Annotated in this window: 20 protein-coding genes; 11 read left to right on the forward strand and 9 right to left on the reverse strand. The window is 39.5% G+C overall.

The features are described 5' to 3' along the window. Nucleotides 1-438: 438 nt before the first annotated feature. The 8 genes from FZC40_RS14225 to FZC40_RS14260 form a co-directional block, all read right to left on the reverse strand. Nucleotides 439-2,298, reverse strand: coding sequence for a glycoside hydrolase family 13 protein (locus FZC40_RS14225; protein WP_243135830.1), 1,860 nt, complete (start codon nucleotides 2,296-2,298; stop codon nucleotides 439-441). 1 nt (nucleotide 2,299) lies between these two features. Beyond that, the gene (gene glgA, locus FZC40_RS14230; RefSeq protein ID WP_186843830.1) at nucleotides 2,300-3,718 is read right to left on the reverse strand and encodes a glycogen synthase GlgA; all 1,419 of its coding nucleotides are present in this window, start codon (nucleotides 3,716-3,718) and stop codon (nucleotides 2,300-2,302) included. 2 nt (nucleotides 3,719-3,720) lie between these two features. Further along, entirely contained in the window at nucleotides 3,721-4,833 is a 1,113-nt protein-coding gene (gene glgD, locus FZC40_RS14235; protein ID WP_148605525.1) for a glucose-1-phosphate adenylyltransferase subunit GlgD, read from the reverse strand. A gap of 15 nt (nucleotides 4,834-4,848) precedes the next feature. Beyond that, a complete protein-coding gene (locus FZC40_RS14240; RefSeq protein WP_148605527.1) occupies nucleotides 4,849-5,973 on the reverse strand; it encodes a glucose-1-phosphate adenylyltransferase in 1,125 nt (374 codons plus the stop codon). A gap of 9 nt (nucleotides 5,974-5,982) precedes the next feature. Then, nucleotides 5,983-8,409: a glycogen/starch/alpha-glucan phosphorylase gene (locus FZC40_RS14245; RefSeq protein ID WP_148605529.1), complete on the reverse strand. Its 2,427-nt coding sequence runs from the start codon at nucleotides 8,407-8,409 to the stop codon at nucleotides 5,983-5,985. Between the two features lie 103 nt (nucleotides 8,410-8,512). Further along, entirely contained in the window at nucleotides 8,513-10,429 is a 1,917-nt protein-coding gene (gene glgB / locus FZC40_RS14250) for a 1,4-alpha-glucan branching protein GlgB (RefSeq protein WP_148605532.1), read from the reverse strand. A gap of 170 nt (nucleotides 10,430-10,599) precedes the next feature. Next, nucleotides 10,600-11,442 carry a YihY/virulence factor BrkB family protein gene (locus FZC40_RS14255; RefSeq protein WP_148605534.1) on the reverse strand — a complete coding sequence of 281 codons (843 nt, stop codon included), beginning with the start codon at nucleotides 11,440-11,442 and terminating at the stop codon, nucleotides 10,600-10,602. Then, nucleotides 11,435-12,283 (reverse strand): YihY/virulence factor BrkB family protein, encoded by an 849-nt coding sequence (locus tag FZC40_RS14260; RefSeq protein WP_148605536.1) that lies wholly within the window; start codon nucleotides 12,281-12,283, stop codon nucleotides 11,435-11,437. The genes FZC40_RS14255 and FZC40_RS14260 overlap by 8 nt, the downstream gene beginning before the upstream one ends. A 201-nt stretch (nucleotides 12,284-12,484) precedes the next feature. On the opposite strand from FZC40_RS14260, the gene FZC40_RS14265 reads away from it, so the two are divergent. Beyond that, complete coding sequence (locus FZC40_RS14265) at nucleotides 12,485-14,407, forward strand: aconitate hydratase (RefSeq protein ID WP_148605538.1); 1,923 nt, start codon at nucleotides 12,485-12,487, stop codon at nucleotides 14,405-14,407. A 145-nt stretch (nucleotides 14,408-14,552) separates the two neighbouring features. Here FZC40_RS14265 and FZC40_RS14270 read toward each other — a convergent pair whose 3' ends face one another. Further along, on the reverse strand, nucleotides 14,553-15,443 hold the full coding sequence (locus FZC40_RS14270) for a DegV family protein (protein ID WP_148605540.1): 891 nt from the start codon (nucleotides 15,441-15,443) through the stop codon (nucleotides 14,553-14,555). A gap of 242 nt (nucleotides 15,444-15,685) precedes the next feature. Here FZC40_RS14270 and FZC40_RS14275 point away from each other — a divergent pair, with 242 nt between their 5' ends. The 10 genes from FZC40_RS14275 to FZC40_RS14320 all read left to right on the forward strand — a co-directional run bounded on the left by FZC40_RS14275 (nucleotide 15,686) and on the right by FZC40_RS14320 (nucleotide 26,268). Then, a complete protein-coding gene (locus FZC40_RS14275) occupies nucleotides 15,686-17,836 on the forward strand; it encodes a Tex family protein (protein WP_207724278.1) in 2,151 nt (716 codons plus the stop codon). Between the two features lie 101 nt (nucleotides 17,837-17,937). After that, nucleotides 17,938-18,423 (forward strand): CarD family transcriptional regulator, encoded by a 486-nt coding sequence (locus FZC40_RS14280; protein ID WP_148565354.1) that lies wholly within the window; start codon nucleotides 17,938-17,940, stop codon nucleotides 18,421-18,423. Between the two features lie 88 nt (nucleotides 18,424-18,511). Continuing rightward, nucleotides 18,512-19,624 carry a PIN/TRAM domain-containing protein gene (locus FZC40_RS14285; RefSeq protein ID WP_148605544.1) on the forward strand — a complete coding sequence of 371 codons (1,113 nt, stop codon included), beginning with the start codon at nucleotides 18,512-18,514 and terminating at the stop codon, nucleotides 19,622-19,624. A gap of 221 nt (nucleotides 19,625-19,845) precedes the next feature. Next, nucleotides 19,846-21,246, forward strand: a complete 1,401-nt coding sequence (locus FZC40_RS14290; RefSeq protein ID WP_148605546.1) for an RsmF rRNA methyltransferase first C-terminal domain-containing protein — start codon at nucleotides 19,846-19,848, stop codon at nucleotides 21,244-21,246. Nucleotides 21,247-21,257: 11 nt separating this feature from the next. Further along, complete coding sequence (locus FZC40_RS14295) at nucleotides 21,258-21,665, forward strand: DapH/DapD/GlmU-related protein (RefSeq protein ID WP_148605549.1); 408 nt, start codon at nucleotides 21,258-21,260, stop codon at nucleotides 21,663-21,665. A gap of 11 nt (nucleotides 21,666-21,676) precedes the next feature. Next, nucleotides 21,677-22,168: a 2-thiouracil desulfurase family protein gene (locus FZC40_RS14300; RefSeq protein WP_148605552.1), complete on the forward strand. Its 492-nt coding sequence runs from the start codon at nucleotides 21,677-21,679 to the stop codon at nucleotides 22,166-22,168. A gap of 39 nt (nucleotides 22,169-22,207) precedes the next feature. Next, complete coding sequence (locus tag FZC40_RS14305; protein WP_148605554.1) at nucleotides 22,208-23,263, forward strand: D-alanine--D-alanine ligase family protein; 1,056 nt, start codon at nucleotides 22,208-22,210, stop codon at nucleotides 23,261-23,263. 84 nt (nucleotides 23,264-23,347) lie between these two features. Then, on the forward strand, nucleotides 23,348-23,779 hold the full coding sequence (locus FZC40_RS14310; RefSeq protein WP_148605556.1) for a YwiB family protein: 432 nt from the start codon (nucleotides 23,348-23,350) through the stop codon (nucleotides 23,777-23,779). Nucleotides 23,780-23,888: 109 nt separating this feature from the next. Then, nucleotides 23,889-25,565, forward strand: a complete 1,677-nt coding sequence (gene argS / locus FZC40_RS14315; protein ID WP_148605559.1) for an arginine--tRNA ligase — start codon at nucleotides 23,889-23,891, stop codon at nucleotides 25,563-25,565. Nucleotide 25,566: 1 nt separating this feature from the next. Beyond that, complete coding sequence (locus FZC40_RS14320; protein ID WP_148605561.1) at nucleotides 25,567-26,268, forward strand: tRNA threonylcarbamoyladenosine dehydratase; 702 nt, start codon at nucleotides 25,567-25,569, stop codon at nucleotides 26,266-26,268. Nucleotides 26,269-26,342: the final 74 nt, after the last annotated feature.

Genomic DNA, 26,342 nt, shown 5'->3' on the forward strand with positions numbered 1-26,342 from the left:
CGGGACTTTTATAATAATGAAGCCGTGCAAAAAAATAGATATATGAATATTGATTCAAGTTCACTTGAAAATCAATGTTCATATATCTATTTTTTTATGGGGCGAAGCCCCTAACGGAGGCGCAGCGCAGCGGAGACGAAGTGTCGCATGAGCGAGTACAACAAACCTTGATTTGCGAAACCATTGATTCAAGTTCACTTGAAAATCAATGCTTAGGCACTTATTTTTTATAGGGCGAAGCCCGCGACGAAGGCGCAGCGATAGCGGAGACTGAGTTGCACGTCTTCATTTTTCAACCCACGTCAATTTAAAATTGCCATCTGGCGACTGAGGCGCAGCGCAGCGGAGACGAAGTGCCGCATGAGTAGTGAGTACAACGGTGATGATATAAAGGGCTGTCACAATCTCATCAGAGTTTTTGCAACAGCCCTTTATATTTTAAAGATTAATTGAAATAATTTGATAAGATAGGGGTTCAATAACAACAGGATTCATGGGAGTAGGTTTGCCAGTAAGAAGACTGATTCCTTCACATTCAGAAAAAGTCTGATGTTGAAAAAGATGAACAGCCTTGAGGCTTCGATTAAAAAGACATAAACAACAGGTGTCTTCATTACGTCTTTCAAAAACAAAAAGGTCATCGCTGGATTCATAGGGTTTCCATGATCCATCCTGAAAAACGGTATTATTTGCCCGAATTTCAGTAATTATTTTGTACCATCCAATTAATTCTTCATCCTCTTTACCCCAGGGATAAGTGCCCCGATTGTAGGGATCTTCGAAGCCCTGAACACCAGCTTCGTCGCCATAGTAAATACAAGGAACGCCTGGAAATGTCATTTGAAGCAGACTTAATAATTTAAGACGTTTTTGTGCTAAATGGTATTGATCTTTATTTAGACGATAACGCTCATGGTTTGAATGTTCATCAGCTTCTCCCAAAATAGTGAGAACACGGCATCGATCATGAGAGCCAATAAGATTCATATTTCCCATAAATTGTTCACGGGGATAATTTTCATAAAGAGACATCATCGTTAGGGTTGCGATTCGGGCACTAATGGTTCCCATAACAAAAGAAATAAAGGTTTCACGAAATGGATAATTCATGACAGCATCGAGTTCAAAACCTGAAAAATATGTTCTTAATTGATTATATGCGACTTTTCGGGAAGCATCTTCCCAAACTTCTCCAATCAGAACACTTCCTGAATTCTCTTCCAACATGACTGTTTTCAGACCTTCAATAAATGGGTCAGGAAGTTCGTCAGCGACATCAAGACGCCAGCCAGAGACGCCAGCCCGCATCCAGTGACGAATAACACTGTCATGATTTTTGAAAATAAATGACTGAAAGTCAGGATTTAGTTCATTAGTATCCGGCATGGCATCAATTCCCCACCAACAGGTGTAATCATTGGGAAAATGCGTAAATGAATACCAATCATAATACGGCGATTCAGTTGATTGGTAAGCGCCAAGTCCAGGATAATGACCATATCGGTTGAAGTAAATGCTGTCATCTCCGGTATGACTGAAAACACCATCCAGTATTACAAAAATATTTCGTTTCTTACATTCTTCCATAAGTGTTTCAAAGTTTTCCATGTTTCCCAGTATAGGCTCAATGCTCATATAATCTCCAGTATCATAACGATGATTACTTTTTGATTTAAAAATGGGATTAAGATAAATTATTGAAACATTGAGACTTTTCAGATAATCTAGTTTTTCGGTAATTCCAGCCAAAGTTCCTCCGAAAAAATCCCAGTATTCAATATTATCAGTATTATTTTTATAATAATGGGGAGAATCACTCCATTGGGGATGGAGAATGGTCGTTTTTGGAAAGCAATCAAGATTAAAATCAGAGCCTCGGTTAAAGCGATCCGGAAATATTTGATACATAATTCCCTGTTTATACCATTCCGGTGTGGTTCGTTTTGATTCATAGATGGTAATCTGGTAGGAAGGGGGAATATCTTTATATATTTGTCCATCGCCCCCTATTCGGTTTCCTTTTGTTCCGTAGGTAAAGGTATCGTCGCCTGTTTCAAATTTAAAATCATACCATAAGATGCCGGTGGAATCCGGTATTTTAAACGTTACTTCCCACATATATAAAGAAGTTGAAGGACTCATGGAATAGAAAATCTCATTTTCATTAAATAATGTTCGTAACTGAACGCTGCTGAGATTTTGACCATAAATCCTCAGGGTAACCAAACTTCCAATTGGGAGGGCCCCAAATGGATCGCGATATTTTAGATCCCAGGAATTATGTATAAAGTTCATCATGTTATACTTCCTTTAAAATTTTGTAATAAGACAGGTAAACCTGTGCCGAATTCTTCCAATCAAAATGAGAGTTAAAAGCATTATTAACAATGAGATTAAAAGTTTTAGGTTCATTGTGATAAATTGCAATTGCTTTTTGAATGGTGAAAAGCATATCGTGAGCATTATAAGTTGCAAAACTAAAACCATTTCCCTCTTTAGTTTTAGAATTGAAATAAGTGACGGTGTCTTTAAGGCCACCGGTTTCTCTGACAATGGGGACAGCACCATAACGCATGGCAATCATTTGGGATAAACCGCAGGGCTCAAATCTTGAGGGCATTAAAAAGAAATCGCTGGCAGCATATATTTTTCTGGAAAGCGGTTCATCAAAGTCAATGATGGTAATCATTTTATCAGGATAGTTATAAGCGATGCTCCTGAGTAAATTTTCGTAATTTGAATCCCCCGTGCCTAAAATAACAAGCTGCAAATCCATCTGTAAAATTTCATGAATAACGTTGGCCACAAGATCAAGTCCCTTTTGTTCAACCAGACGGGTAATCATTGAAACCATTGGGACATCTTCGCGTATTGGGAGATCCAGGTATTCCTGCAAGGCTTTTTTATTTTCGCTTTTTTTCTTTTGGGGGTTAGCATAAGGGATAAACAAAGCAGGATCCGTTTTTGGGTCATAAAGGGCTTCATCAATGCCATTGAGGATGCCCACAACATGATCGCCGACATGTTGAATGACACGCTCAAGACCTTCTCCATAGAAAGAATTTTTAATCTCCTGGGCATAAGTAGGACTTACGGTAGTGATAAGATCAGCAGAGTATAAAGCCCCTTTCAGGAGGTTTATTTTTCCGTAATATTCCAAATCTGAAGGCAGAAAACCGAGATGAAGGTATTTACTGATATCATTGAAACCATAAATACCCTGATATTTTATGTTATGTATGGTAAAGACACTTTTTGTATTTGGAAAAGCGGTCCGATATTGATGTTTAAGCAGGTAAGGGATTGCGGCCGTTTGCCAGTCATTGCAATGGATGATGTCAGGATCAAAATTGAGTGACGGAATCGAATCCAGTACAGCTCGGCAAAAATAGAGAAAGCGTTCACCATCATCAAAGTAATTATAAAGAGAAGGACGTTTAAAAAAAGACTCGTTATCAATAAAATAAAAAGTAATCCCTTCATATTCGCACGATAAAATACCGCAATAGTATAAAGTATTATTCATCTGAATATGAAAGTGATCAAGGAATTTGATGTTCCTTTTTAATTCTTCCGGTATGGTACTGTAAAAGGGAAGAATAACTCGGACATCAACATCATCAGGAAAAGATTTTGGAAGGGCGCCAATGACGTCACCCAGTCCGCCGCTTTTAGCAAAGGGATAAGCTTCTGAAGCCACAAATAAGACGTTCAACATTTTTATATCACCGTACCTTTCTTGATAATAATGGGATCGTGAGGTTTGCCAATCAGGGTGGTATAATCACTAATTTTTGTATCTTTGTCCATAACAACATAATCCAGGGTAACATGGTTGCCGATTTTGCATTTTTGCATGATAATACTGTTCTTTATTTGTGAATCAGAGCCCATAATGATGTCCCTAAAAATAATACTATGAAAGATGGTGCCATCAATATTGCAACCACTTCCAACAATGGAGTGGGAGACGCTGGAAGAGTCGAGATAAATGCTGGGGTGATTATCCTTGATTTTGGTGTGAATCGAAGCTTTTTCAAGGAAGAGCTCTTGCATAATGTCGTATTCAAGCAAATCCATACTGGCCTTCATGTAGTTTTCCAAGGTCTTAATTCGTTTCAAATAACCGGTGTGTTCAGCACTGAACACCCGGAGAGTATCAAGATTTATTGCGACCATATCCATTAAATCCCAATCACCAGTGCATTCACAAAGATCCAAAAATTGGAGTAAAATCGATTTTTTAATAATCAGCATTTCTGTAAAGAAGTAGTTAGTTTGCTGTTCTTTTTTATAATAAATAGAGGAAACCCGTTTATTATAAAGATCCAAATAGATATCATCATCATGCAGATGATAGGTTGAATCATCCTTTTTATAAATCAGAGTGACATCACTGTTATTTTGTGAATGAATTTCATAGGCATTTCGATAATCAAAGGAGGTGATATGGTTAGGGGGAGAAATGATCACATGTTCGCCAGAAGCAGTTTCTAAAAAATCACGATTGTTTTGTAGATCTTTAAGATTGACTTTCATTTTATGCCCTAGTCGACCGCTATTGGCACCGGCAAGAATGGAGAGATCTTGTGTTTTTCGACTGAGTGACCACTCTTTTCCTGTTCCAAGGTGATCAACAAGAGAATTGTATTTGTTACTGCCGATGACGCCGATACGGGATAAACCGGAATTAACCATATTGGAAAGGGTAAAGTCAATGAGTCGATAACGTCCCCCAAAAGGCAGCGTACTTAAACTGCGATGTTGAAGAAACTCTTTTAAAGAAGGATCTTCGCAGCCAATATTTAGAATAAGACCGATTGCATTTTTCATGGTAAATCACTCCTTTCAGGAATTAATAACGTGAATTTGAGGAACTGATTCTAATTCATCAGCAATAAACCGGACATCGCTCTTAATTTTCGCTCTGCCTCCCAGGATACAGTTTTCCAGAATTGCGCCATCTTCGATAATGGCACCCGTGTGAACAATGACATTTTTTAGAATAGTATGCCGATGGATACGGATATCATGGGAAAGTATTGAGTGTTCGACTTGTCCACAGATAATACAACCATCACAAATTAGACTATTGCTTATTTTAGCTTCAGGACCGATGAATTGTGGATGGCGACTGATATTATTTGAAAAAATCCGAAAATTGCGGTCGGTTAGATCAAATTCACAGTATGGATCTAAAAGATCCATATTGGCATCAAAATAGCTTTGAATCGTACCGACGTCTCGCCAATAGCCAGAGTAAGGATAGGCATAGATGCGTTTGTTGCTTTTATAGAGCATGGGAATAACATCATTACCAAAATCATGCTCGGATTCACGATTCCCAGCATCTTCCTGGAGGGCTTTTTTTAGTATTTCCCAGGAAAAAACATAAATTCCCATGGATGCTTTGTTGCTTTTTGGTATTGCCGGTTTTTCCTGAAAGGCCTGAATACGTTCTTCTTCATCGGTATTAACGATCCCAAAACGATGGGCATCTTCCCAAGGCACATCCATGACGGCAATACTGAGGTCAGCTTGCTTCGCTTTATGGAAGCAGAGCATTTTGGAGTAATCCATTTTATAAATATGATCGCCAGATAGGACAAGGACAAATTCAGGATTGAAGTTTTCGATGAAATCAATATTTTGATAAATGGCATCGGCCGTTCCCGAATACCATTTTCCTCCTTTTTGTCCCATATAAGGCGGGAGGATATGGGCACCACCCTGAATTTGATCTAAAGCCCAGGCAGAACCATCACCGATATAATTGTTTAAAATATAGGGGCGATATTGGGTGAGAACACCGACGACGTCGATATCGGAATTCATGCAGTTACTAAGAGGAAAATCGATGATGCGATATTTTCCTCCAAATAAAACGGCGGGTTTGGCATTGTTAATGGTCAGGTCGCCTAAACGACTTCCCTGTCCACCGGCCAGAAGCATTGCAACACATTCAGTATTCATTTTTTCTCCTTACTTTATTTCCCAAATTTCACGTTGATAATCTGCAATTGAACGATCACTTGAGAACATTCCAGACTGGGCAATGTTGCTAATTGACATTTTCGTCCATGTTTTATTGTTACGAAAAAGTTGATCAATTCGATTCTGAGCATCAGAATAAGCATTAAAATCTTTAAGCACAAAATAGGGATCATTATACAATATAAGTGAATCATAGATTGATTGGAAGTTAAGTCCGAAACCCAACGTGCCATCGACTAACTGATGCATCACTTTCTGGATCCGCGGGTCTTGTTCGAAGACATCAACGGAGTGATAACCGCCATATTTTTGATAATGGAACACTTCATCAGAAGTAAGCCCAAAAGTGACAATGTTAGTCGGTCCAACAGCCTCTGAAATTTCAATATTGGCACCGTCCATGGTACCTAATGTAATGGCACCATTCATCATGAATTTCATATTGCTTGTTCCGGAAGCTTCTTTTCCAGCAGTTGAAATTTGTTCCGAGACATTAGCAGAAGGATAAATGATTTCAGCTAATGAAACATTGAAATTGGCAAGAAAAACAACTTTCATTTTATCTTGAACGGTTTTGTCATTATTGACCATATAGGCAATTGCATTGATGAGTTTGATAATATCTTTGGCAAAATAATAGCCGGGAGCAGCCTTTCCAGCAAAAATAAAGGTTCGTGGCGCCATTTCCAAGTTTGGATTTTCTTTAAGTCGATTGTATAAGTACAGGATATGAAGAGCATTCAACAGCTGCCGTTTATATTCATGAATACGCTTAACCTGGATATCAAAAATTGAGTTTGGATCAACGCTGATGTCAATATGTTTAGTAATATAGTCGGCCAGGTAAAACTTATTTGCAAGTTTAATGGCATCGAATTTCTCGTAGAAAACAGGATCATTAATATAATTCGAAAGTTTCTTAAGTTGAAAGAGATTTTTTTCCCACTCGATGCCAATGGACTCATTTAAAAGGTCTTTTAGTTTGGGGTTGCTACGCATGAGAAATCGGCGAGGACTTACACCGTTGGTGACTGAATGAAAACGTTCGGGAAACACTTGATAAAAACCATTAAATGTTTCTTCCCGCAGTATCTTGCTATGAAGTGAAGCAACACCATTGATAGAATGGCTGGTTACAATAGACAAACTTGCCATATGAACCTGGCCATCTTTAATGATGGATAAGGAATGATTGCGCTCTATATTATTGGGGTAGCAGGCATCAAGCTCTTCAATAAAACGACGATTGATTTCTTCGATAATCATATAAATCCGCGGGAGCAGTTTATTCATCATATTGATTGGCCATTTTTCTAAAGCTTCAGGAAGTACGGTATGGTTGGTAAAGCTAAGGGCCGATACTGTCATTTTCCAGGCATCATTCCAACCAAGACCTTCCTCATCCATAAGGATACGCATGAGTTCAGGACCACACATCGCAGGATGGGTATCATTAATATGAATGCAAATTTTTTCACCAAAACCATCTACAGAGTTACTATTGTTTCTTTTATAATGTGAAACGATGCGCTTTAATCCGGCGCATACAAAGAAATATTCTTGTTTTAAGCGAAGCAGCTTTCCGTCAAAACCACTGTCATTGGGATAAAGAATTTGGCTAATCGATTCAGCCTCGGATTTTTGGCGAATGGCGTATAAAAATTGACCCTGATTAAAGGTTGGTAGATCAAAACCATCAATCGGTTCGGCGCTCCAAAGACGTAGGGAATTAACCGTTTCATTATGGTAACCTTTTATTGGAATATCATAGGGAACCGCCATGATTGGTTCATAATCTTCATGGATAAAGGTTAAGCTACCGTTAATATTTTCAGAATGGATGGAACCATAATATTTCACAATAACAGATTTGTCTGGTTTTCTGATTTCAAAAGGATAGCCGTTTTTCAACCAGTTATCGGCGACTTCAACCTGTTCGCCATTAATAATGCGTTGTTCAAAGAGTCCGTATTTGTAGCGGATACCATTGCCATTGGCAGGCATCCCCATGGCGGCAGATGAATCTAAATAACAAGCCATCAGTCGGCCTAAACCACCGTTGCCTAGACCGGGGTCTGACTCTTGTTCCTGTATAGCGGCATAGTCTAAGCCCAGTTCTTCAAGGCTTTCAGTGACCACCTCGTCCATATCGATATTATTAATATATGATTTAAGTAGTCGCCCGATGAGAAATTCAATGGAAAAAAAGTAGACTTGTTTGGTTTGGTGTTTGTTATACTGAGTATTTATTTTAGCCCATTGGGTGGTAATCTCATCCATGACGAGTTCAGCTAAAGCTTGATATTGTTTAAGAACTGACGATTCTTCTAAACAATTGCCGGAAACCTCTTCGATTTTATTGATATAGTCGGCTTTAAAAGCTTCTTTTTTTGTTTGTTTTTCTGAAGAATTCATATTTTTTCCTTTCAAGACTAAAAGTAATTGAGATTGCAGACAAGGTTAAAGAAATAGAATCAATATTTTTATTAACTTGCGGCTTGTCAACACTCTAATCGTATTAGTTCTTATTTTTTAGTTTGGATTTGGTATCAGAGGCAGTGCTTTTTTTTGAATGTTGCCTGGGAACAATTCCTTTTAAGACAACAAACGATGAGGGCGGAATGTTAATGGATACTGAATTGCTTTCTTCATGAAGTGGGATGGCCTGGCTTTTCATCGTCTTTTTCATTTTAAAACCGGTGCCGCCATAGCCAAGTTCATCAGAATTAAAGGCTAAACGATAGTTTCCTTTGCCGGGAACACCAACCCGGTAATCGATATAGCTTAAGGGGCAAAAGTTCATAATGACAATAAGGTCATCGTTTTCATCAGTGCTCATGCGTTTGAAAATAAGAATACTCTGATCGCGATTATCTGGTTCCAGCCATTTAAAACCATCCCAACTATGGTCGCAGGTCCAGAGAGACTTTTCTTTTAAGTAAAATTTATTGAGATCCTTAATATAAGTTTGAATTTGACGGTGCTTCTCATATTCGAGCAGGAACCATTCCAGGGATTCATCTACCCGCCATTCCAAAAAAGGCGCAAATTCATTGCCCATGAAGGAAAGCTTTTTTCCCGGATGCGTCATCATATAACCGAATAAAAGGCGAAATTGATCAAATTTCACATTATAATCCCCAAACATTTTGTCAAGAATGGTTCTTTTGCTGTGAACCACCTCGTCATGTGAAAGCGGAAGGACAAAATTTTCGTTAAAGGCATAGGCCATGGAAAAAGTTAGCAGGTCATGAAATTGATTCCTAAAATAGGGATCGGTTTTCATATAATTCAGAGTATCATGCATCCAGCCCATATCCCATTTTAAGTTAAAACCGAGACCGCCTTTATCCACCGGCCAGGTAACCAGGGGATAGGAGGTGGAGTCTTCAGCGGACATTAGGGCAAATGGAAAATCCCTGAAAATAATGGTGTTCAACTCTCGTAAAAAGGACAGGGCTTCAAGACGATCGGTGCCGCCATGAGCATTGTGGTAGGGTTCGCCCTCCAGGCCATGATTCAATTCAATCATGCTGGCGACGCCATCAATGCGAAGGCCATCAGCATGGAACAGATCAAACCAAAAATAGGCATTGGAAACAAGAAAATCTAGAACTTCGGATTTTCCATAATCAAATTCCATGGTGCCCCACTGAGGATGTTCGGAAAATTCATATTGCTCGGTACCGTCAAACCGATAGAGCCCATGCGCATCTTTGCAGAAGTGTCCGGGAACCCAATCAAGAATAACCCCGATGCCGGATTGGTGACAGGTGTCAATAAAATGCATTAAGCCTTGGGGATCACCATAACGACTGGTGGCGGCATAATATCCGGTCAGCTGATAGCCCCAGGAGCCATCAAAAGGGTGCTCCATAATGGGCATAAGTTCAATGTGGGTATAATTCATTTTCAGCAGATAAGGGACTAATTGTTCAGCAAGTTCATGGTAGGTAAGGTAGTCACCATTTTTATTTCGCTTCCAGCTGCCAAGATGAGCTTCATAAATATTAATTGGCATTTCAAGCCAATTAACAGAACTTCTTTTTTTTTGCCAGCTTTCATCTTGCCAGGAATAATTTGAGAGGTCCCAAATGATTGAAGCTGTTTTGGGTTTAACTTCACTATAAAAAGCGTAAGGATCTGCTTTATACGCAATTTCTCCGTTATGTTGTTTGACCGTATATTTGTAAAGCATACCTGATGTCAAACCAGGTATAAAAAGCTCCCAAATTCCGTGAGAACCCTCAATTAAAATCATTGCATTTTGATGAATCTCCCAATTGTTGAAATCACCGACAACAGAGACACCTTGAGCATTAGGCGCCCAGGTTCGAAAGATAACACCGCCTTCATTTAGGTGTGAACCAAAATAATGATAACTAAGAAAACGTCTGTTTGGGGCTGGATCAGTATCGACATATTTTTCATTCATAATGCAGCAGTCCTTTCAATAAACATAATTAGTGAAAGCATAAAAATTTAATATTGCTATTGTCAATATTTTATCACAATCCTAAGATAATGATAGTGCATTTTTTTAAACTAAGTAAATTCTTCTTAACAATTAAGCACAAAGTGTAACAGTCGGACGGTTTTATAACATTACTGTGCTTTGCTTTTATATAAAGACCAGTACAAATTAATTTTTCCACCGAGATTAAGTATTACACAGATGAAATACAGCCCAACCAATAGAGCAAAAAGTCCCCCGAGATTTCCATATAAGGCACTGTATTTGGTCGAGTTGTTGACAAACCAGGTGAATACTCTAAAAGCAATATTAAGGCCGGCTGTTGCAAATAAAGCACCAGGCAAGCCTTCTAAAAATTTTAGCGGTTGGGCCGGCGCGGCCATATAAATCATATTGAAAATAAGCGCCGAAGCCAACCAGGAAAAAACAACCGCAAAGAGACGGATTAAAGGCGAATAAAACGCTATGGCGCCAATATTTTCAAAAATAATGGCGCCAATGTCGGCACTGAAAATGTAGGCGATGACGATGAGAATGATTGCTAAAGTAAACAGGATGGTGAATAAAAAAGATAATGACCATATTCGACTGAGGCTACGGGTTTCTTTTTGACCATAGGTTTGATTAAGCCCATTCATAATAGCTCGGGCAGCCAGGGAGGAAAAGAAAAATGAAATCACAATAAGACTGTAATCAGAATTGGAAAATTGACTGGTCATGGAATTTAACAGATCGGTAACATAAGTATAGGAAAGGCTCGGTAAAAAAAACTTTAAAATTTCATACAGATATGATTCAAAAGGCTTGATAATTTTCCCGACAAAAGAAATGAGAAAAAGAAGCAAAGGGAAAAAGGCCATCAAAAGATAAAAAGACATTTGCGAACAAATTCCTGCAAAATCGGTATTTTCAAAATCTTTTTTAAAAAAGAAAACAAGTTTAATAATTCTTAAATTTTGCAAGCGTTCAATCATCCTGTCCCTTCCTTTCTCGGGTAGCTAATATTTTGACTGAAAAAAGATTAACAACGCCGCCCAGAGTAAGCGTAAAGCAAATAATATAGATGACGAAAAACAGTGAAAAGGGTCCTTGCAGGTTAATCGAAAAGGTTGCATAATCTAAAATTGAATTTGCGAAAAGGGCATAAATAAAAAGAATTGAAAACCAACAAATACTCACAAATAAGCCGCCGGGAAAGGCTTCTAGAAAGGTAAGATGATTTTTAGGAGCAAACATATAAATAAAAGTAAAAATAAACGTGGTGACGATAATGAGATATATACAACTAAAAATGGCAATAAATAGGGTAAAAATTCCCGAAAGATCGAATACGGTAAAAATAAAATGAAATAATTTTTCGCCAAAAATATAGAAAAAAAGCGTCAAAACAATAATTGAAAGAAACAAGAACAGATATAGAACAGATTGAATCCAAAGGGCAATGAGGCCACGGGTCTCTTCCTGTTCAAAAATACGATTTAAAGATTGAATCAGAGAATGCATGGCAGATACAGACGCATAAAATATAAAGAAGCCAATCAACAAATTGGTTCCAAAAGAAAAGGAAATAGTATTAGCATTTTCCATCGATAAATAGATATAATCCATGATAGATGTTGGCAATAGCTCAGAAAGCACTGACACTAGAGTGGTGTTGATTTCAATGGAAAACCAGTTAATAAGATTGTAAAGAAGCATGATGAAAGGAATGAAAGCCAAAAGTGCACGATAAGACATTTGCGCAGAAAGATTGACAATATTATTCTTTTTTCCTTGGGTTATCAGAAAGCGGCTGAAGCATTTCAAAAAGGTCATAGCACCCACCAAATCCACTCAAAATCGATTGTGTTTGTTAAGCTTTAGTATAGCACAGATTAGTTGATAAATGAAGAGAAACACAGAAAGCAAAAATATGGAAATATAGCCAAAGAAATGGTATAATTATGCGAAAAGAATTTGAGGCTAGTAGGATCACATAAAAACATGCTTTTTTAAAGGAAGGAAATAGTAAATTAAATGGGAAAAACGTTAACAGAAAAAATTATTGCCGCACACCTTGTCGTTGGAGAGATGATAAAAGGTGAAGAAATCGGTATTCGTATCGATCAAACCTTAACCCAGGATTCAACTGGAACCATGGCCTATTTACAGTTTGAAGCAATGGAGGTGCCACGAGTAAAAACAAAAAAATCCTTGGCTTACATTGATCATAACATGCTTCAGGAAGGACCTGAAAACATGGATGATCACCGTTATATCCAAAGCGTTGCTAAAAAACACGGCATTTATTTCTCCCGACCGGGCAATGGAATATGCCACCAGGTTGAGATTGAACGCTTTGGAGTTCCCGGGGATACCCTGTTGGGATCAGACAGCCATACTCCAACAGGCGGCGGCATCGGGATGCTGGCTATTGGTGCCGGCGGCCTTGATGTCGCGGTTGCCATGGCCGGTGATCCTTACTATATCACCATGCCAAAAGTGGTGAAGGTTGAATTGACCGGAAAACTTCGATCAGGCGTTTCTTCAAAAGACGTGATCTTAGAAGTCTTGCGGCAATGTACGGTAAAAGGCGGCGTGAATAAGGTCTTTGAATACACCGGCGAAGGGGTAAAAACATTAACCGTTCCGGAACGTGCCACCATCACCAACATGGGTGCAGAGCTGGGCGCTACAACTTCGGTATTTCCGTCAGATGAAATGACCAAGAAGTTTTTGGAAGCCCAGGGCCGGGGCACAGACTTTAAACCATTAGCAGCTGATACCGATGCTGTTTTTGATGAAGCGGTAAAGGTTGATATGGATCATTTAGAACCGTTGACGGCCTGTCCCCACAGCCCGGATAAAGTCGTTAAAATTTCAGAAATTGAAGGAATGGTTATTGACCAGGTTGCAATCGGCAGCTGCACCAACTCTTCATGGTTGGATCTGATGAAAGTCGCGGAAATTCTTCGGGGAAAAACCATTGCCGAAAATGTATCCTTAGTCATCGCACCGGGATCAAAGCAGGTATTGACCATGCTGGCGCAAAACGGAGCATTGGCAGATTTCCTTAATGCCGGAGCACGCGTTTTGGAATGCGGCTGTGGGCCCTGTATCGGAATGGGCCAGGCACCATCAACCAACGCGGTTTCATTAAGAACCTTTAACCGAAACTTTTTTGGCCGATCAGGAACCCCCTCAGCCGATGTTTATTTATTGAGTCCTGAAGCAGCAGCAATTTCGGCGATTGCAGGGGTCTTGACCAATCCGCTTGGAAAGGTGAAACTGCCGGAAATTTCGATGCCGGATAACTTTTTAATCAACGACACCATGGTAATGGAACCGGCTCCGGAAGGCACTCAAATTGAAGTTGTCAAAGGACCAAACATCAAACCTTTTCCAGCGACAAAACCGTTGAAAGACACCGTGGCAGGAAAAGCGTTAATCGTTGTGGAAGACAATATCACAACGGACCATATTATGCCGTCCAATGCAAAATTGCTGCCGTATCGTTCCAATATTCCCTATCTGTCAAACTATTGCCTGGCCCCCTGTGATCCGGAATTTCCCCAGCGGGCACTTGATAACGGCGGCGGATTTATCGTCGGAGGATCAAATTACGGACAAGGCTCCAGTCGTGAGCATGCCGCATTAGCACCGGTATTTCTGGGAATTAAAGGGGTTGCGGTTAAATCTTTTGCGCGTATCCATAAGAACAACCTGATTAATAACGGAATCTTACCCCTCGTGTTTGAAAATGAAGCGGATTACGATACCATTTCGTTAGGGGATGAGTTAGTCATTGAAAATGCCCTGGATGCAGTAAAAGCCGGTAAGGCAAAGCTGGTTAATAAAACAAAAGGATTAACCTATATTATGGATTTGGAAGTGTCTCAGCGACAAAAAGAAATGCTTCTGGCCGGAGGATTGATTAATCTGATTAAATCAAAGAAATAGAAAAAATTAACCGCTAATTCATGGAGTACTTTCCATGAATTGGCGGTTTTTTAGATGCTGCATGCTTATTAATATCAAGCGTGTTGATAAACCTTAAGCGGTTTGTTGGCATGATTGATAGGTTATTGTCCGGACTTTTTTCAGACTACGGACAAACGTTGACGTAATTATCAGGAAGTTCATCAAAAAACATAATTCCCAGACAATGAGGTCCAATGTGGACGGTGAGGGCCGCACCCGCATCTTGGGGAATCATAAAATTCTTCGTTCCCAGTTCTTTTTCGAGGTGCCTTTTCGCTTTTTCCTGGAGATCCAAAGCAGTGCTTTGAATAAAGCCGATAATCTGTTCTTTGTTTTTCCCCATTTTTTCTTCAACCGTTGCCAGCAGTTTCCTTAGCGCTTTTTTCTGTCCGCGTATTTTTTCATAGACGAGTATTTCGCCATCATTAAAATAAAGGATCGGTACAATTTTCAACATATCCCCAAGCATAGCGGCATTACGGCTGATTCGACCGCCTTGAGCCAACCATTTAATATCGCCAACCATAAAAAAGATTTGCGCGTGCTGAGAAAGAAAAGTCATCGTTACAACAATTTCTGAATAGGAACGGTTAAGCTTATTTAGTTTAAGACCCTGGTATAAAATCAGGGCGGTACCAGTGGTGGCCGAAAGCGAATCGATAATGGTTATTTTGCGATGAGGGTATTTCGTCTGCAAATCTTTGGCTAACAGCTGGGCGGTCTGATAAGTGCCGGAAAGTTTTGAGGAAAAGGCCAAATAAATAACATCGTCATCATTTTTAAGGTGCTTCTCAATCGTATCAATGATGGCGAGAGGTTGTATTTGAGCAGTTTTGGGAAATGATTTTTTATTGTTATTTACAAAATTTACGATCATTTCAGGGGTTATATCGATTCCATCAAAATATGTTTTATCATCAAGCGTTATGGGAATGGGGAGGATATCAAATTCATAACGACTTAAGATATTGCTGTTGGTATCACACATGGAATCCACAATAAATTTTATTGCCATTTAGGTGCTCCTTTTCATTTGCTGGAGGATATTTTATCATGAACGATACCGTTTGACAAACCGCACTTAAGAATTGATAAATTTAAACAACCGCTTATTTATGTGACCGTCCAGATGTGCTAAAGAGCCTGTTTTAAACCCCAATCATAGAGAAAATTTGTGATTATTTCGAAAAAATGTTAAACTATTATTTTAGTGTAGACAAATCTAAATGTTGAAAACTATTATTTTTTTAATCAAGAATGGAGAATTTTGTGGAATATATAATCAATCAATTAGCAAAAGAATTTTCAATAAGGCCTCAACAAGTCGCAGACACCATTAATTTAATTGATGGCGGCAATACCATCCCGTTTATTGCCAGATATCGAAAAGAAGTAACTGGTGATTTAAGCGACGCTCTTTTAAGAGATTTGGACGTTCGCCTGACTTATCTGAGAAAATTGGAAAAACGAAAAGAAGAGGTTTGTAACAGCATTGAAGAACAGGGAAAACTCACCCCGGAGCTGAGTGCCGCTATTATAAAAGTTAAAACGCTACAGGAAGTTGAGGACCTTTATCTTCCTTACAAGCAAAAGAAAAAGACCCGAGCTTCGGTGGCCAGAGAAAAGGGCTTGGAACCGTTTGCCATTCAAATTTTAGCGCAAAAACTGACCGAAGCAGAATTAGCCGAAGCGGCGAATAAGTACATTGATGAAGAAAAAGAAATCAGTTCCATTGATGAAGTTTTCCAGTATGCCATGGATATCATCGCAGAAATAATATCGGACAATGGAACATACCGCGGGGTTATCCGTAAAAGAACCTATGAAAAAGGACAGATCCGGTCCACCGTGGTCAAAGGTAAAGAAGAAGAAAACACTGAACTTGAAATGTATTTCGATCATACCGAAGCGATTAAAACAATCAAGGATCATCGAATATTGGCCATTAATCGCGGAGAAAAGAAAAAAGCACTTTCGGTAAAAATATTGGCACCGGTGGAAGAAATCGAGGAATATCTTAAAAAGGAACTAGTCCAGGATCAGCCATCAGAGTATTTGCTAAAAACGATCATTGACAGCTATTCCCGCCTGATTGCGCCAGCGATTGAACGCGAAATAAGAACGGCTTTGAAGGAAAGGGCCGAAGAAGGCGCCATTAAGATGTTTGCGCTAAATCTAAGAAAACTTTTGCTGCAGCCGCCATTTAAAGATAAAGTAACCATGGGCTTTGATCCCGCTTTCCGAACCGGATGTAAAATTGCGGTTTTGGATAAGGCCGGAAAAGTTTTAGATTATGCGACCATCTATCCCACCTTTGGAAAAGGCCAGATAGAAAAGGCTGAAAGGGAATTCTTAGGACTGATTGAACGTCATCAGGTTGATATTATTGCGATTGGAAACGGGACAGCTTCTCGGGAATCGGAACAATTCGTTGCCGAAGCCATTAAGAAAACAAGTGTGCCAGTTCAATATATCGTTGTTAATGAAGCCGGTGCATCCGTTTATTCAGCATCGGAACTGGGGACGGAAGAGTATCCGGATATTAATGTTTCCATTCGCGGGGCAATTTCCATTGGCGGACGACTTCAGGATCCATTATCTGAACTTGTGAAAATTGATCCCAAACATATTGGTGTGGGACAATATCAACATGATGTTAATCAAAAAGAGCTGGAACGTGTTTTGGAAGCTACGGTGGAAGATGCGGTAAATAATGTTGGGGTTAATGTTAACCGTGCTTCGGTTTCGTTATTAAAGTATGTGGCAGGCGTAAATAAAACCATTGCCAAAAATATTTTGGACTATCGTGATACCGTTGGCCCATTAAAAAACAGAAAAGAATTGCTTAAGGTTAAAGGACTGGGGTCCAAAGCTTTTGAACAGTGCGCAGGATTCCTGCGAATTGATGACGGCGACAATGTTTTAGACAACACCGGGGTTCATCCGGAAACGTACAAAAGTGTGGAAAAACTTTTGAAACTAAAAGGCATTAAAAAAGAACAATTGGGAAACAAAGACCAAGAGTTGTTTAAGGATATGAACTATTCTGAAATGGCCAGCCAATTGGAAATCGGTGTGCCAACCCTACGTGATATTATGAAAGAATTACAAAAGCCAGGGCGAGATCCCCGGGAGAATGCGCCAAAGCCTCATTTAAGATCGGATGTTTTATCGATGGAAGATTTGGCAGTCGATATGGAACTGATTGGTACGGTACGTAATGTTATTGATTTTGGTGCGTTTGTAGATATCGGAGTTCATCAAGATGGCCTGGTGCATATTTCTCAAATTACCGATCGGTACATACACCACCCGACGGAAGTTCTTTCACTTGGGGACGTGGTTACCGTTAAAGTGCTCGCGGTTGACTTGAAACGAAAACGGATCAGTTTAACGATGATTATTTAAAATAAATATTGACATAAGGATAAAATTTTTATAGAATGAAAAGCTTATTCGTTTTTTTTATGGTATAATAAAAACATGAATCAACGATAGGAGTGTTAAAAATGTATAAAGTCGGTGATAAAATTGTTTATCCAATGCACGGAGCAGGTGTTATTGAAGCGATTGAAGAACGTGAGATATTTGAAGAAACGAAACCTTATTATATCATGCAGATTGTGTCTGAAGGTTTGCAGATTCTCGTGCCTGTGGATAAAGTTGATGAAATTGGGGTTAGAAATATTGTTACTCAACCCATAATTGACGATATGATAGAGACTTTAAAATTGCCAATGGATGAAATGGAAAAAAACTGGAACCGACGGTATCGCGAACATCTTGAGAGATTAAAAACCGGAGATATCTTTGAAGTGGCAAAGGTGGTAAAAAATCTTATCTTGCTGGATCGCCAAAAGGGTCTTTCAACCGGAGAAAAGAAGATGTTGAATAGTGCCAGAAATTTTATCGTCAGTGAAATGGTTTTAATCCAAAATCGGGATAAAGATGAAATATTAGAATTAATTAATAGTTCAGTAAACAGCGAGGCGTGATTTCACGCCTTTTGTTATGTTTAATAGTGTAATTTTAAGAATTAGATGTTATAATTTTAGATAAACATAATGAAAGGAGGTGAATATAATGATACAAAAGATACTTAGAGTATCCTTTGCTATTATTGGAATGCTTGTCGGTATGGCATTGGCGAGTGTGATCTTTTCGAATACATGGATTCTGGAACCATTCAATTTGAGCTTGAGTACGGAATTTGAAGTATTCGTTTATGTGGCTCTCATTATTGTATTTGGACTTATTTTTTTCATCCTATTTCCGCTAATGCTCAAAGGCGTTAAAAAGCTGGCAAAAATTGCTGAAGCAAGCATGGAAAATGTTCGGCTTATCGATATCGGCTTTGGCCTAGGCGGTTTGATTATTGGTTTGGTTATTGCAATGTTAATCAGTTTTGCTTTTGTTCAAATTCCTTTTCCATGGGTTGGTACAATTTTAACGATTGTCAGCTATATTGTTTTGGGCTACCTTGGATTTATTCTGGCAATCAAAAAGCGAGAAGAGATTTTGCTTGCTTTTCAAAGTGTCAAACGGGAAAAAGAAGCAAATGCGCCAGTTAGTCAGAAACGCTCTCCGAAAAGAAAAGGAGCGGCAATCCCAAAATTATTAGACACCAGTGTGATTATCGATGGACGAATTTTTGATATCTGCAAGACAGGCTTTATTGAAGGACCCCTGGTTATACCAGTTTTTGTGCTGAATGAGCTGCAACTTATCTCAGATTCATCAGATGAACTCAAAAGAAATCGTGGCAGACGAGGTTTGGACATCTTAAATAAAATTCAAACAGACCTGGAAATAGAAGTTCAGATCACGGAAGAAGATTTTGAAGATACCCATGAAGTGGATTCTAAACTTGTGAAACTGGGAAAATTAACCAAAGGAAAAATTCTAACAAATGATTATAATCTGAACAAGGTTGCCACGGTTCAAGGGGTTGACGTTCTTAATATTAACGAGTTGGCGAATGCCGTCAAACCGATTGTTTTACCGGGCGAGGAAATGAAAGTTCTGCTTGTAAAAGGCGGGAAAGAAAACGGCCAGGCAATTGCCTATCTTGATGATGGCACGATGATTGTCGTTGAAAATGGTAAAAAGTACATTGGAAATTCAACGATTGTTTTAGTTACCAGCATTTTACAAACGGCTGCTGGACGGATGATTTTTGCAAAACCTAAAAAATGATTAAAGCAATTATAAAATAGTCACAACCGCGCACCAACAGTTTTCTAAAGCTGTTGGTGTTTTATTTGGGCAGAAAGCAACAAGCCAACCATAAGCTTGCCTGTAATTGGCGACTGATCGCAAAACAGAGCAACGCGCTTTTTTAGAAAATTATTGTAATTAACAAAAGCTTTACGTATAATGAAACGAGTATAATCGAGAAAAAGAATAAGGGAGTCAGGATGAATTTACCGGAAGCGTTTAAAGAAAAAATGAAAAGTCTTATGGGTGAATCCTATGAAGGCTTGCTTGATTCCTATGATCAACCGGAAAGCAAGGGGATTAGAACCAACACCCTAAAGCTGACACCGGAAGATTTAGCCAGGAAATTACCGTTTGAAACCCAGAGCGTCGATTGGTGCTCCGATGGCTTCTATATCGACCATGAGGTTCGACCGGGGAAGAACCCTTATTATTATGCCGGGCTTTATTATGTTCAGGAACCCACGGCGATGGCGGCGGTTGAAGTGCTCGCTCCAGAACCGGGTGAGTGGGTATTGGATCTGTGCGCAGCACCAGGAGGAAAATCCACTCAGATTGGAGCAAAACTTAAGGGACAGGGGATTTTAGTTTCAAATGAACTGGTCAATTCCCGGGCCGGCATTTTATCCACGAGTATTGAACGGATGGGAATGACGAATGTCATTGTAACAAATGAATTTCCCGAACGATTGGTGGATTCATTTTACCAAAGCTTTGATAAAATATTAGTGGATGCACCATGTTCCGGAGAAGGAATGTTTCGAAAGGATCCGGGCGCACTTTCGGATTGGAGTCTGGAACGCGTCTCGCGTTGCGTGGGAAAGCAGGAAAAAATATTAGAAAGTGCTCATCGGTTGTTGAAACCGGGCGGCGTCCTGGTTTATTCGACTTGTACATTTTCGCCAGAAGAAAACGAACAGATCATTGAAGCGTTTATGAATCAATACCCCTATAAATTAGAAAGCATTGAACTACCGGGAATTAAAGATCATGGCCGGGTGGCATGGACTCTGAATAACGAGAAAGCTATTGAAAAAACCCTTCGGATTATGCCGATGAATGTTAAAGGTGAAGGCCATTTTATTGCCAAACTGATTAAAACAGAGGCAAGTTCAGATTCGAAAAATGTGAAACAGGGGTATTCAAAATCACGCCTGAAAAAAGCATCCCGAACAGAATTGATCGATTATGTTGATTTTGCCAAAAACTATTTAGCAGAATCGTTTTATAAAGAATTTGAGGACCGTTTGTATCTTTTGGGTGAACATCTTTACGCAATCCCAAAAGGGATTAACTTGGAAACAATTGCCAACCTTAAGTTGCTGCGAACCGGGCTTCACCTTGGAACCTTTAAAAAGAATCGCTTTGAACCAAGCTACGCTTTAGGAATGGCACTAAAATTATCAGAAGCGAAAAATGTTTGTGATCTGAAAGAAGAGTCTGAGGCTTACCAGTATTTAAAAGGGGAAGCACTTAATATAAATGCAAAAAAAGGATGGATACTAGTCGGATATGATGGCTATGCCCTTGGTTTTGGAAAAGCCAGTGAGGGGATTATCAAGAACCACTATCCCAAGGGTCTTAGAATCCGAAAGAAGTAGGAGGATTTAAGATGCAAAATAAAGAAACTGGGACGACGATTCACAACAGTGCAGTGATTTCGGAAAAGGCCAATATTGGCAAAAATACGACGATTGGGGCAGGAGCAGTAATCGGGGAAGATGTCGTGATTGGAGAAAGCTGCGACATCGGCACCGGAGTCATTATAGAAGCAAAAAGTATGATTGAAAATGGCTGTATTTTGGAACCTGGGGTTATTTTGGGAAAAAGAGCCAGTGTGGGTGAAAATACAAAAATTGGAATGGGCGCTCGGATAACCCATGATGTGACCATTGCACCCAATTCCGTCATTAAAATAGGTGAAATCGTATTAAAAGATATGGTTTATAAAATGGTCTTTAAACGCGGCGCCTGGATTTATCGGGAAGATAGTTTAAACCATCAGAATGAAAAAGATTGAAAGGAATAGCGATGAATCAAAAAGATTTCAATAGTTTAAAGGAAGCAATTAACAAGAAAAAACCAATTTTAGTATCAGGCTGTTTATTGGGGATGAAGATTAACTATAAAGAAGAAGGCAGCCTTGTTGAGGAATTGCGTGAGCTTTTACTGCATGGAAAAGCGATTCCGGTTTGCCCAGAGGTGTTGGCGGGACTGTCGACTCCGAGAGACCCGGCTGAAATAGTGGTGGTTAATGGCGAACGAAAAGTGTATAATAATAAAAAAATTGACGTGACTGATCTTTACAATCTGGGAGCCGAGCGAACCCTTGGAGTGGCACGAACATCAGGAGCAAAAATTGCCGTTTTAAAGAGCAAAAGTCCTTCTTGCGGTTGTGGAAAAATCTACGATGGTACTTTTAGTGAAAGTTTAATCGATGGCGATGGGATTGTCACGGCTTTATTAAAAGAGAATGGTATTCGCGTCATTTCAGAAGAAGATTTTTTAGAATGTATAAAATAGGATCTTGTCGAAATCAATAGAGAAAAGTGAGGAAATAATATGGAAAACAAACTTAATATAGGCGTAGTTTTTGGAGGGCAGTCCGGAGAACATGAAGTCTCTTGTGTTTCAGCCTATAATGTACTAGAGGTTATTAATCAGGAAAAATATAATATTGTAACCATCGGGATAACCAAAAACGGAAAATGGTATTTGTACTCAGGAGATCATGAAAAAATAAAGGATGGCTCTTGGGAACAGGATTTAGAGAATCTTATTGGCGATTTTTCGATTTTTGCCCATCCTGAAATGACGAAAATTGATGTTTTCTTCCCCGTCCTTCACGGGCCAATGGGTGAAGATGGCACGATTCAAGGGGTTTTTGAGATGTTGAACAAACCTTACGTCGGTTGCGGGGTGTTAAGTTCAGCAGTGGGAATGGATAAGGTCTTTTCAAAAATTATGTTTGAAAGTGTCGGGATACCGACCGGAAAATATGTTTATTTTAGGAAAAAAGACTGGAAAAAAGATGCTGATGGAAGGATAGCAGAAGCAGAAAAAGTTTTGGGATACCCTATTTTCGTTAAACCTGCGAATATGGGATCAAGTGTGGGTATAACTAAAGCACATGATCGAAAAGAACTTTTATCCGCCATTGAAGAAGCTTTTAAATATGATAATAAATTGATCCTGGAAGTGTTTGTTAAAGGAAAAGAAATTGAGTGTGGGGTACTTGATGAAAACGGGGTAACCCGAGCATCAATTCCGGGTGAAGTCATTCCTTCAAAAGAATTCTATGATTATGAAGCAAAATATTCAGCGGATGAAGATTCAAGGGTTGAGATCCCGGCCAATATTTCAAAGGAATTAACGGAAAAAGTAAGAGCATATGCCATCAAAGCTTTCGATGCGATTGAAGGTTCCGGCCTTTCTCGGGTAGATTTTTTCGTCACCGAAGATGAACGCATCTTGATTAATGAAGTCAATACGTTGCCGGGATTTACAAATATCAGTATGTATCCCAAAATGTGGGAAGCCACCGGAATTGGGTATACAGAACTTGTCGACCTTATTATTGCAACGGCGGATCGCAAACGTGTGACCATAACCAAATAAAAACTTAAGAATATAATTTTTCTTGATAAAAAAACCAATCAATGGTTTAATAGTGTGAGAAATTATACCTCCAGGAGGAGATCAATGACTGAACAAAGAAAAAAAGTATGGTTATCCATTTCGGGAAAGATTAAAAACGAAGAAGATAAAGAAACCTTAGAATTCCTTACCGAAGGAGACCTGTATAAAGAAAACAATCGGTCATGTGTTACCTATATAGAATCCGAAGTTTCAGGGATGGAAGGGACGACCACTACCGTATGTGTTGATGCAGAGAAGGTATCCGTCATTCGATTGGGAACCACCAATTCCATTATGGAATTTGAAACGGGAAAAAGAAACCTCACCTGGTACTCCACACCGTATGGGGATGTAACCATGGGAATTTTTACCAAGGACGTTTTTATAAATTATAACGACGAAAAAGAACCAACCAGGGTATCAATCGACTACAATATTGAAATTGAGGGTGTTACCAATTCGCAGAATGTCTTAAACATCAAAATCACCCAATAATACCAGGGACAAGAAAACCAGTAAAGGAGAAGTGCCAAGGGTACTTCTCCTTTAACGTTAAACTTGTGTTGATAGCAAGACATAAAAAAGAAGAGTGAGAGGAAAAAGCATGTATATACGTGAAAAGATCAATGAACAGATAAAAGAAATCACGGCAGGTGCTCTGAATAAATCGTTAGCTTCAGGGGCCTTTGCCATTGAAACGATGCCGAATATTTTTCTGGAAATTCCCAGAGAAAAAGGACATGGCGATTATTCAACGAACATTGCCATGCAATTGCCAAAGCAAACCAGAAAGTCGCCCCGTTTTATTGCGGAAACATTGATGGCAAATATGGATACAGCAGGTTCTTATGTAGAATCGGTAGAAATAGCAGGACCGGGTTTTATTAATTTTAAATTAAAAAAATCATGGCATTATGCAGTGCTGGAAGAAATTGCTGAAATGAAAAAAGATTACGGTCGAAGTCAGAAAAACAAAGGGAAAGCCTTTAACTTAGAATTCATTTCGGCGAATCCGACGGGCCCCATGCACATGGGAAATGCTCGCGGAGGAGCCATTGGGGATATTTTAGCATCTGTGGCAGACTGGACTGGATATGAAGTAACCCGGGAATTTTACATAAATGATGCCGGAAACCAAATCGTCAAATTTGGAGATTCTCTGGATGCCCGTTATCGACAATTATTTGGTGAGGATATACCCTTTCCGGAAGATGGCTATCAGGGCGATGACATCACTGAACATATGAAAAATTTCATTGCCGAAAATGGGGATGTGCATCGATCATTGGAACCGAGTGAACGAAAAGAAATACTTATCGATTATGCGCTGAATAAGAACCTGACGCAAATAAAAAGTGATCTGGCAGCTTATGGCATTCATTATGATGTCTGGTTTTCAGAACAAAGTTTGTATGATAGCGGTGCCATTGAAGAGACCATTGCCCGTTTGAAAGAAGGCGGATTTACCTATGAACAAGATGGCGCCTTGTGGTTTAAGTCAACCTCTTTCGGATCAGATAAAGACGATGTCATTATTCGGGCTAATGGATTACCCACCTATTTTATGGGCGATATCGCTTACCACGTGAATAAGTACATCACCAGAGGCTTCGATCGCTGCATTAATGTATGGGGAGCCGATCACCATGGCCATGTTGCCCGACTAAAGGGAGCTCTGACAGCGGTTGGAATCAATGCCGATGAATTCGATGTCGTGCTGATGCAGTTGGTGAGACTGATCAGAAACGGTGAAGTGACCCGAATGTCAAAACGAAAGGGAAAAGCGATTGCGCTGACCGATTTAATTGATGAAGTGGGCGTTGATGCCACGCGATTCTTTTTTAATCTTAGATCCCCTGACAGTCATTTTGACTTTGATCTGGATTTGGCGATGGAACAATCCAGCGATAATCCGGTATTTTATGTGCAATATGCTCATGCCCGTATTTGCAGCATCATCAGGCAGATGGCGGAAGAATTGGATAATACGGTAGCTTTGGATCCTGAGCGCTTGTCCGAAAAGGAAGAGTTGAATCTTTTGGAAATTCTTTCTTTATTTTCAGATGAAATTTTGATGGCTGAAGAGAAGTTGGATCCTAGCAGAATTACCCATTACGCCATTGATTTGGCGTCAGCTTTTCATAGCTTTTATAACGCCTGTCATGTGCGGGTTGAGGATAAAAGTCTGATGAAGGCAAGAGTCGCATTGATAGAAGCAACTCAGCAGGTTATTGAAAATGCGCTGAGTATTTTGGGCATTTCGGCGCCGGAAAGAATGTAAGATGATAACCGAAGAAGGAATTTTTGATCGAACTGAAAAACTCATTGGTAAGTCAGGACTTGAAATGCTTCAAAATTCCCGAGTGATTTTATTCGGCGTTGGCGGAGTAGGCTCTTTTGCGGCTGAAGGACTAATAAGAAGCGGCGTCGGTTTCCTGACAATCGTAGATAAGGACGTCATTGACCCAACAAATCTTAATCGTCAGATTATGGCGAACGTAAAAACAATCGGGAAGAAAAAAGTGAATGTCATGGCGCGGCGACTGATTGCTATCAATCCGCTTTGTATTATTCATCCCATGTACGAATGCTACACGCCGGAAAATTCAGGAATATTTCATTTGGAAGATTATGATTATGTCATTGATGCCGTGGATATGGTGACCGCAAAAATTGATTTAGCGGTTAAATGTCAAGATAACAAGGTGCCTCTGATCAGCTCCATGGGAACGGGAAATAAAATGGACCCAAGTCTTTTTGGAATCACGGATATTTATGAAACATCGATATGCCCGCTGGCAAAAGTCATGCGAAAAGAACTGAGAAACCGGGGAGTTGAATCTCTTAAGGTACTTTATTCAAGAGAAGAACCGCTGGCACGGGAGAATCCGCCCGGGAGTATTGCGTTTGTTCCAGCCGTTGCGGGTCTGCTGATTGCCGGAGAAGTCGTCCGAGATTTGTTGAAAGTCCAGAAGATTGTCTAAAACGGACTCCACCAACGGATAACTTAAAGGGAATTTAAGTTATCCGTTGATGGAGCTTTTTTATCGTTTTTTTA

Source organism: Acetobacterium tundrae, from assembly GCF_008086615.1.
GTDB classification, from domain to species: domain Bacteria; phylum Bacillota; class Clostridia; order Eubacteriales; family Eubacteriaceae; genus Acetobacterium; species Acetobacterium tundrae.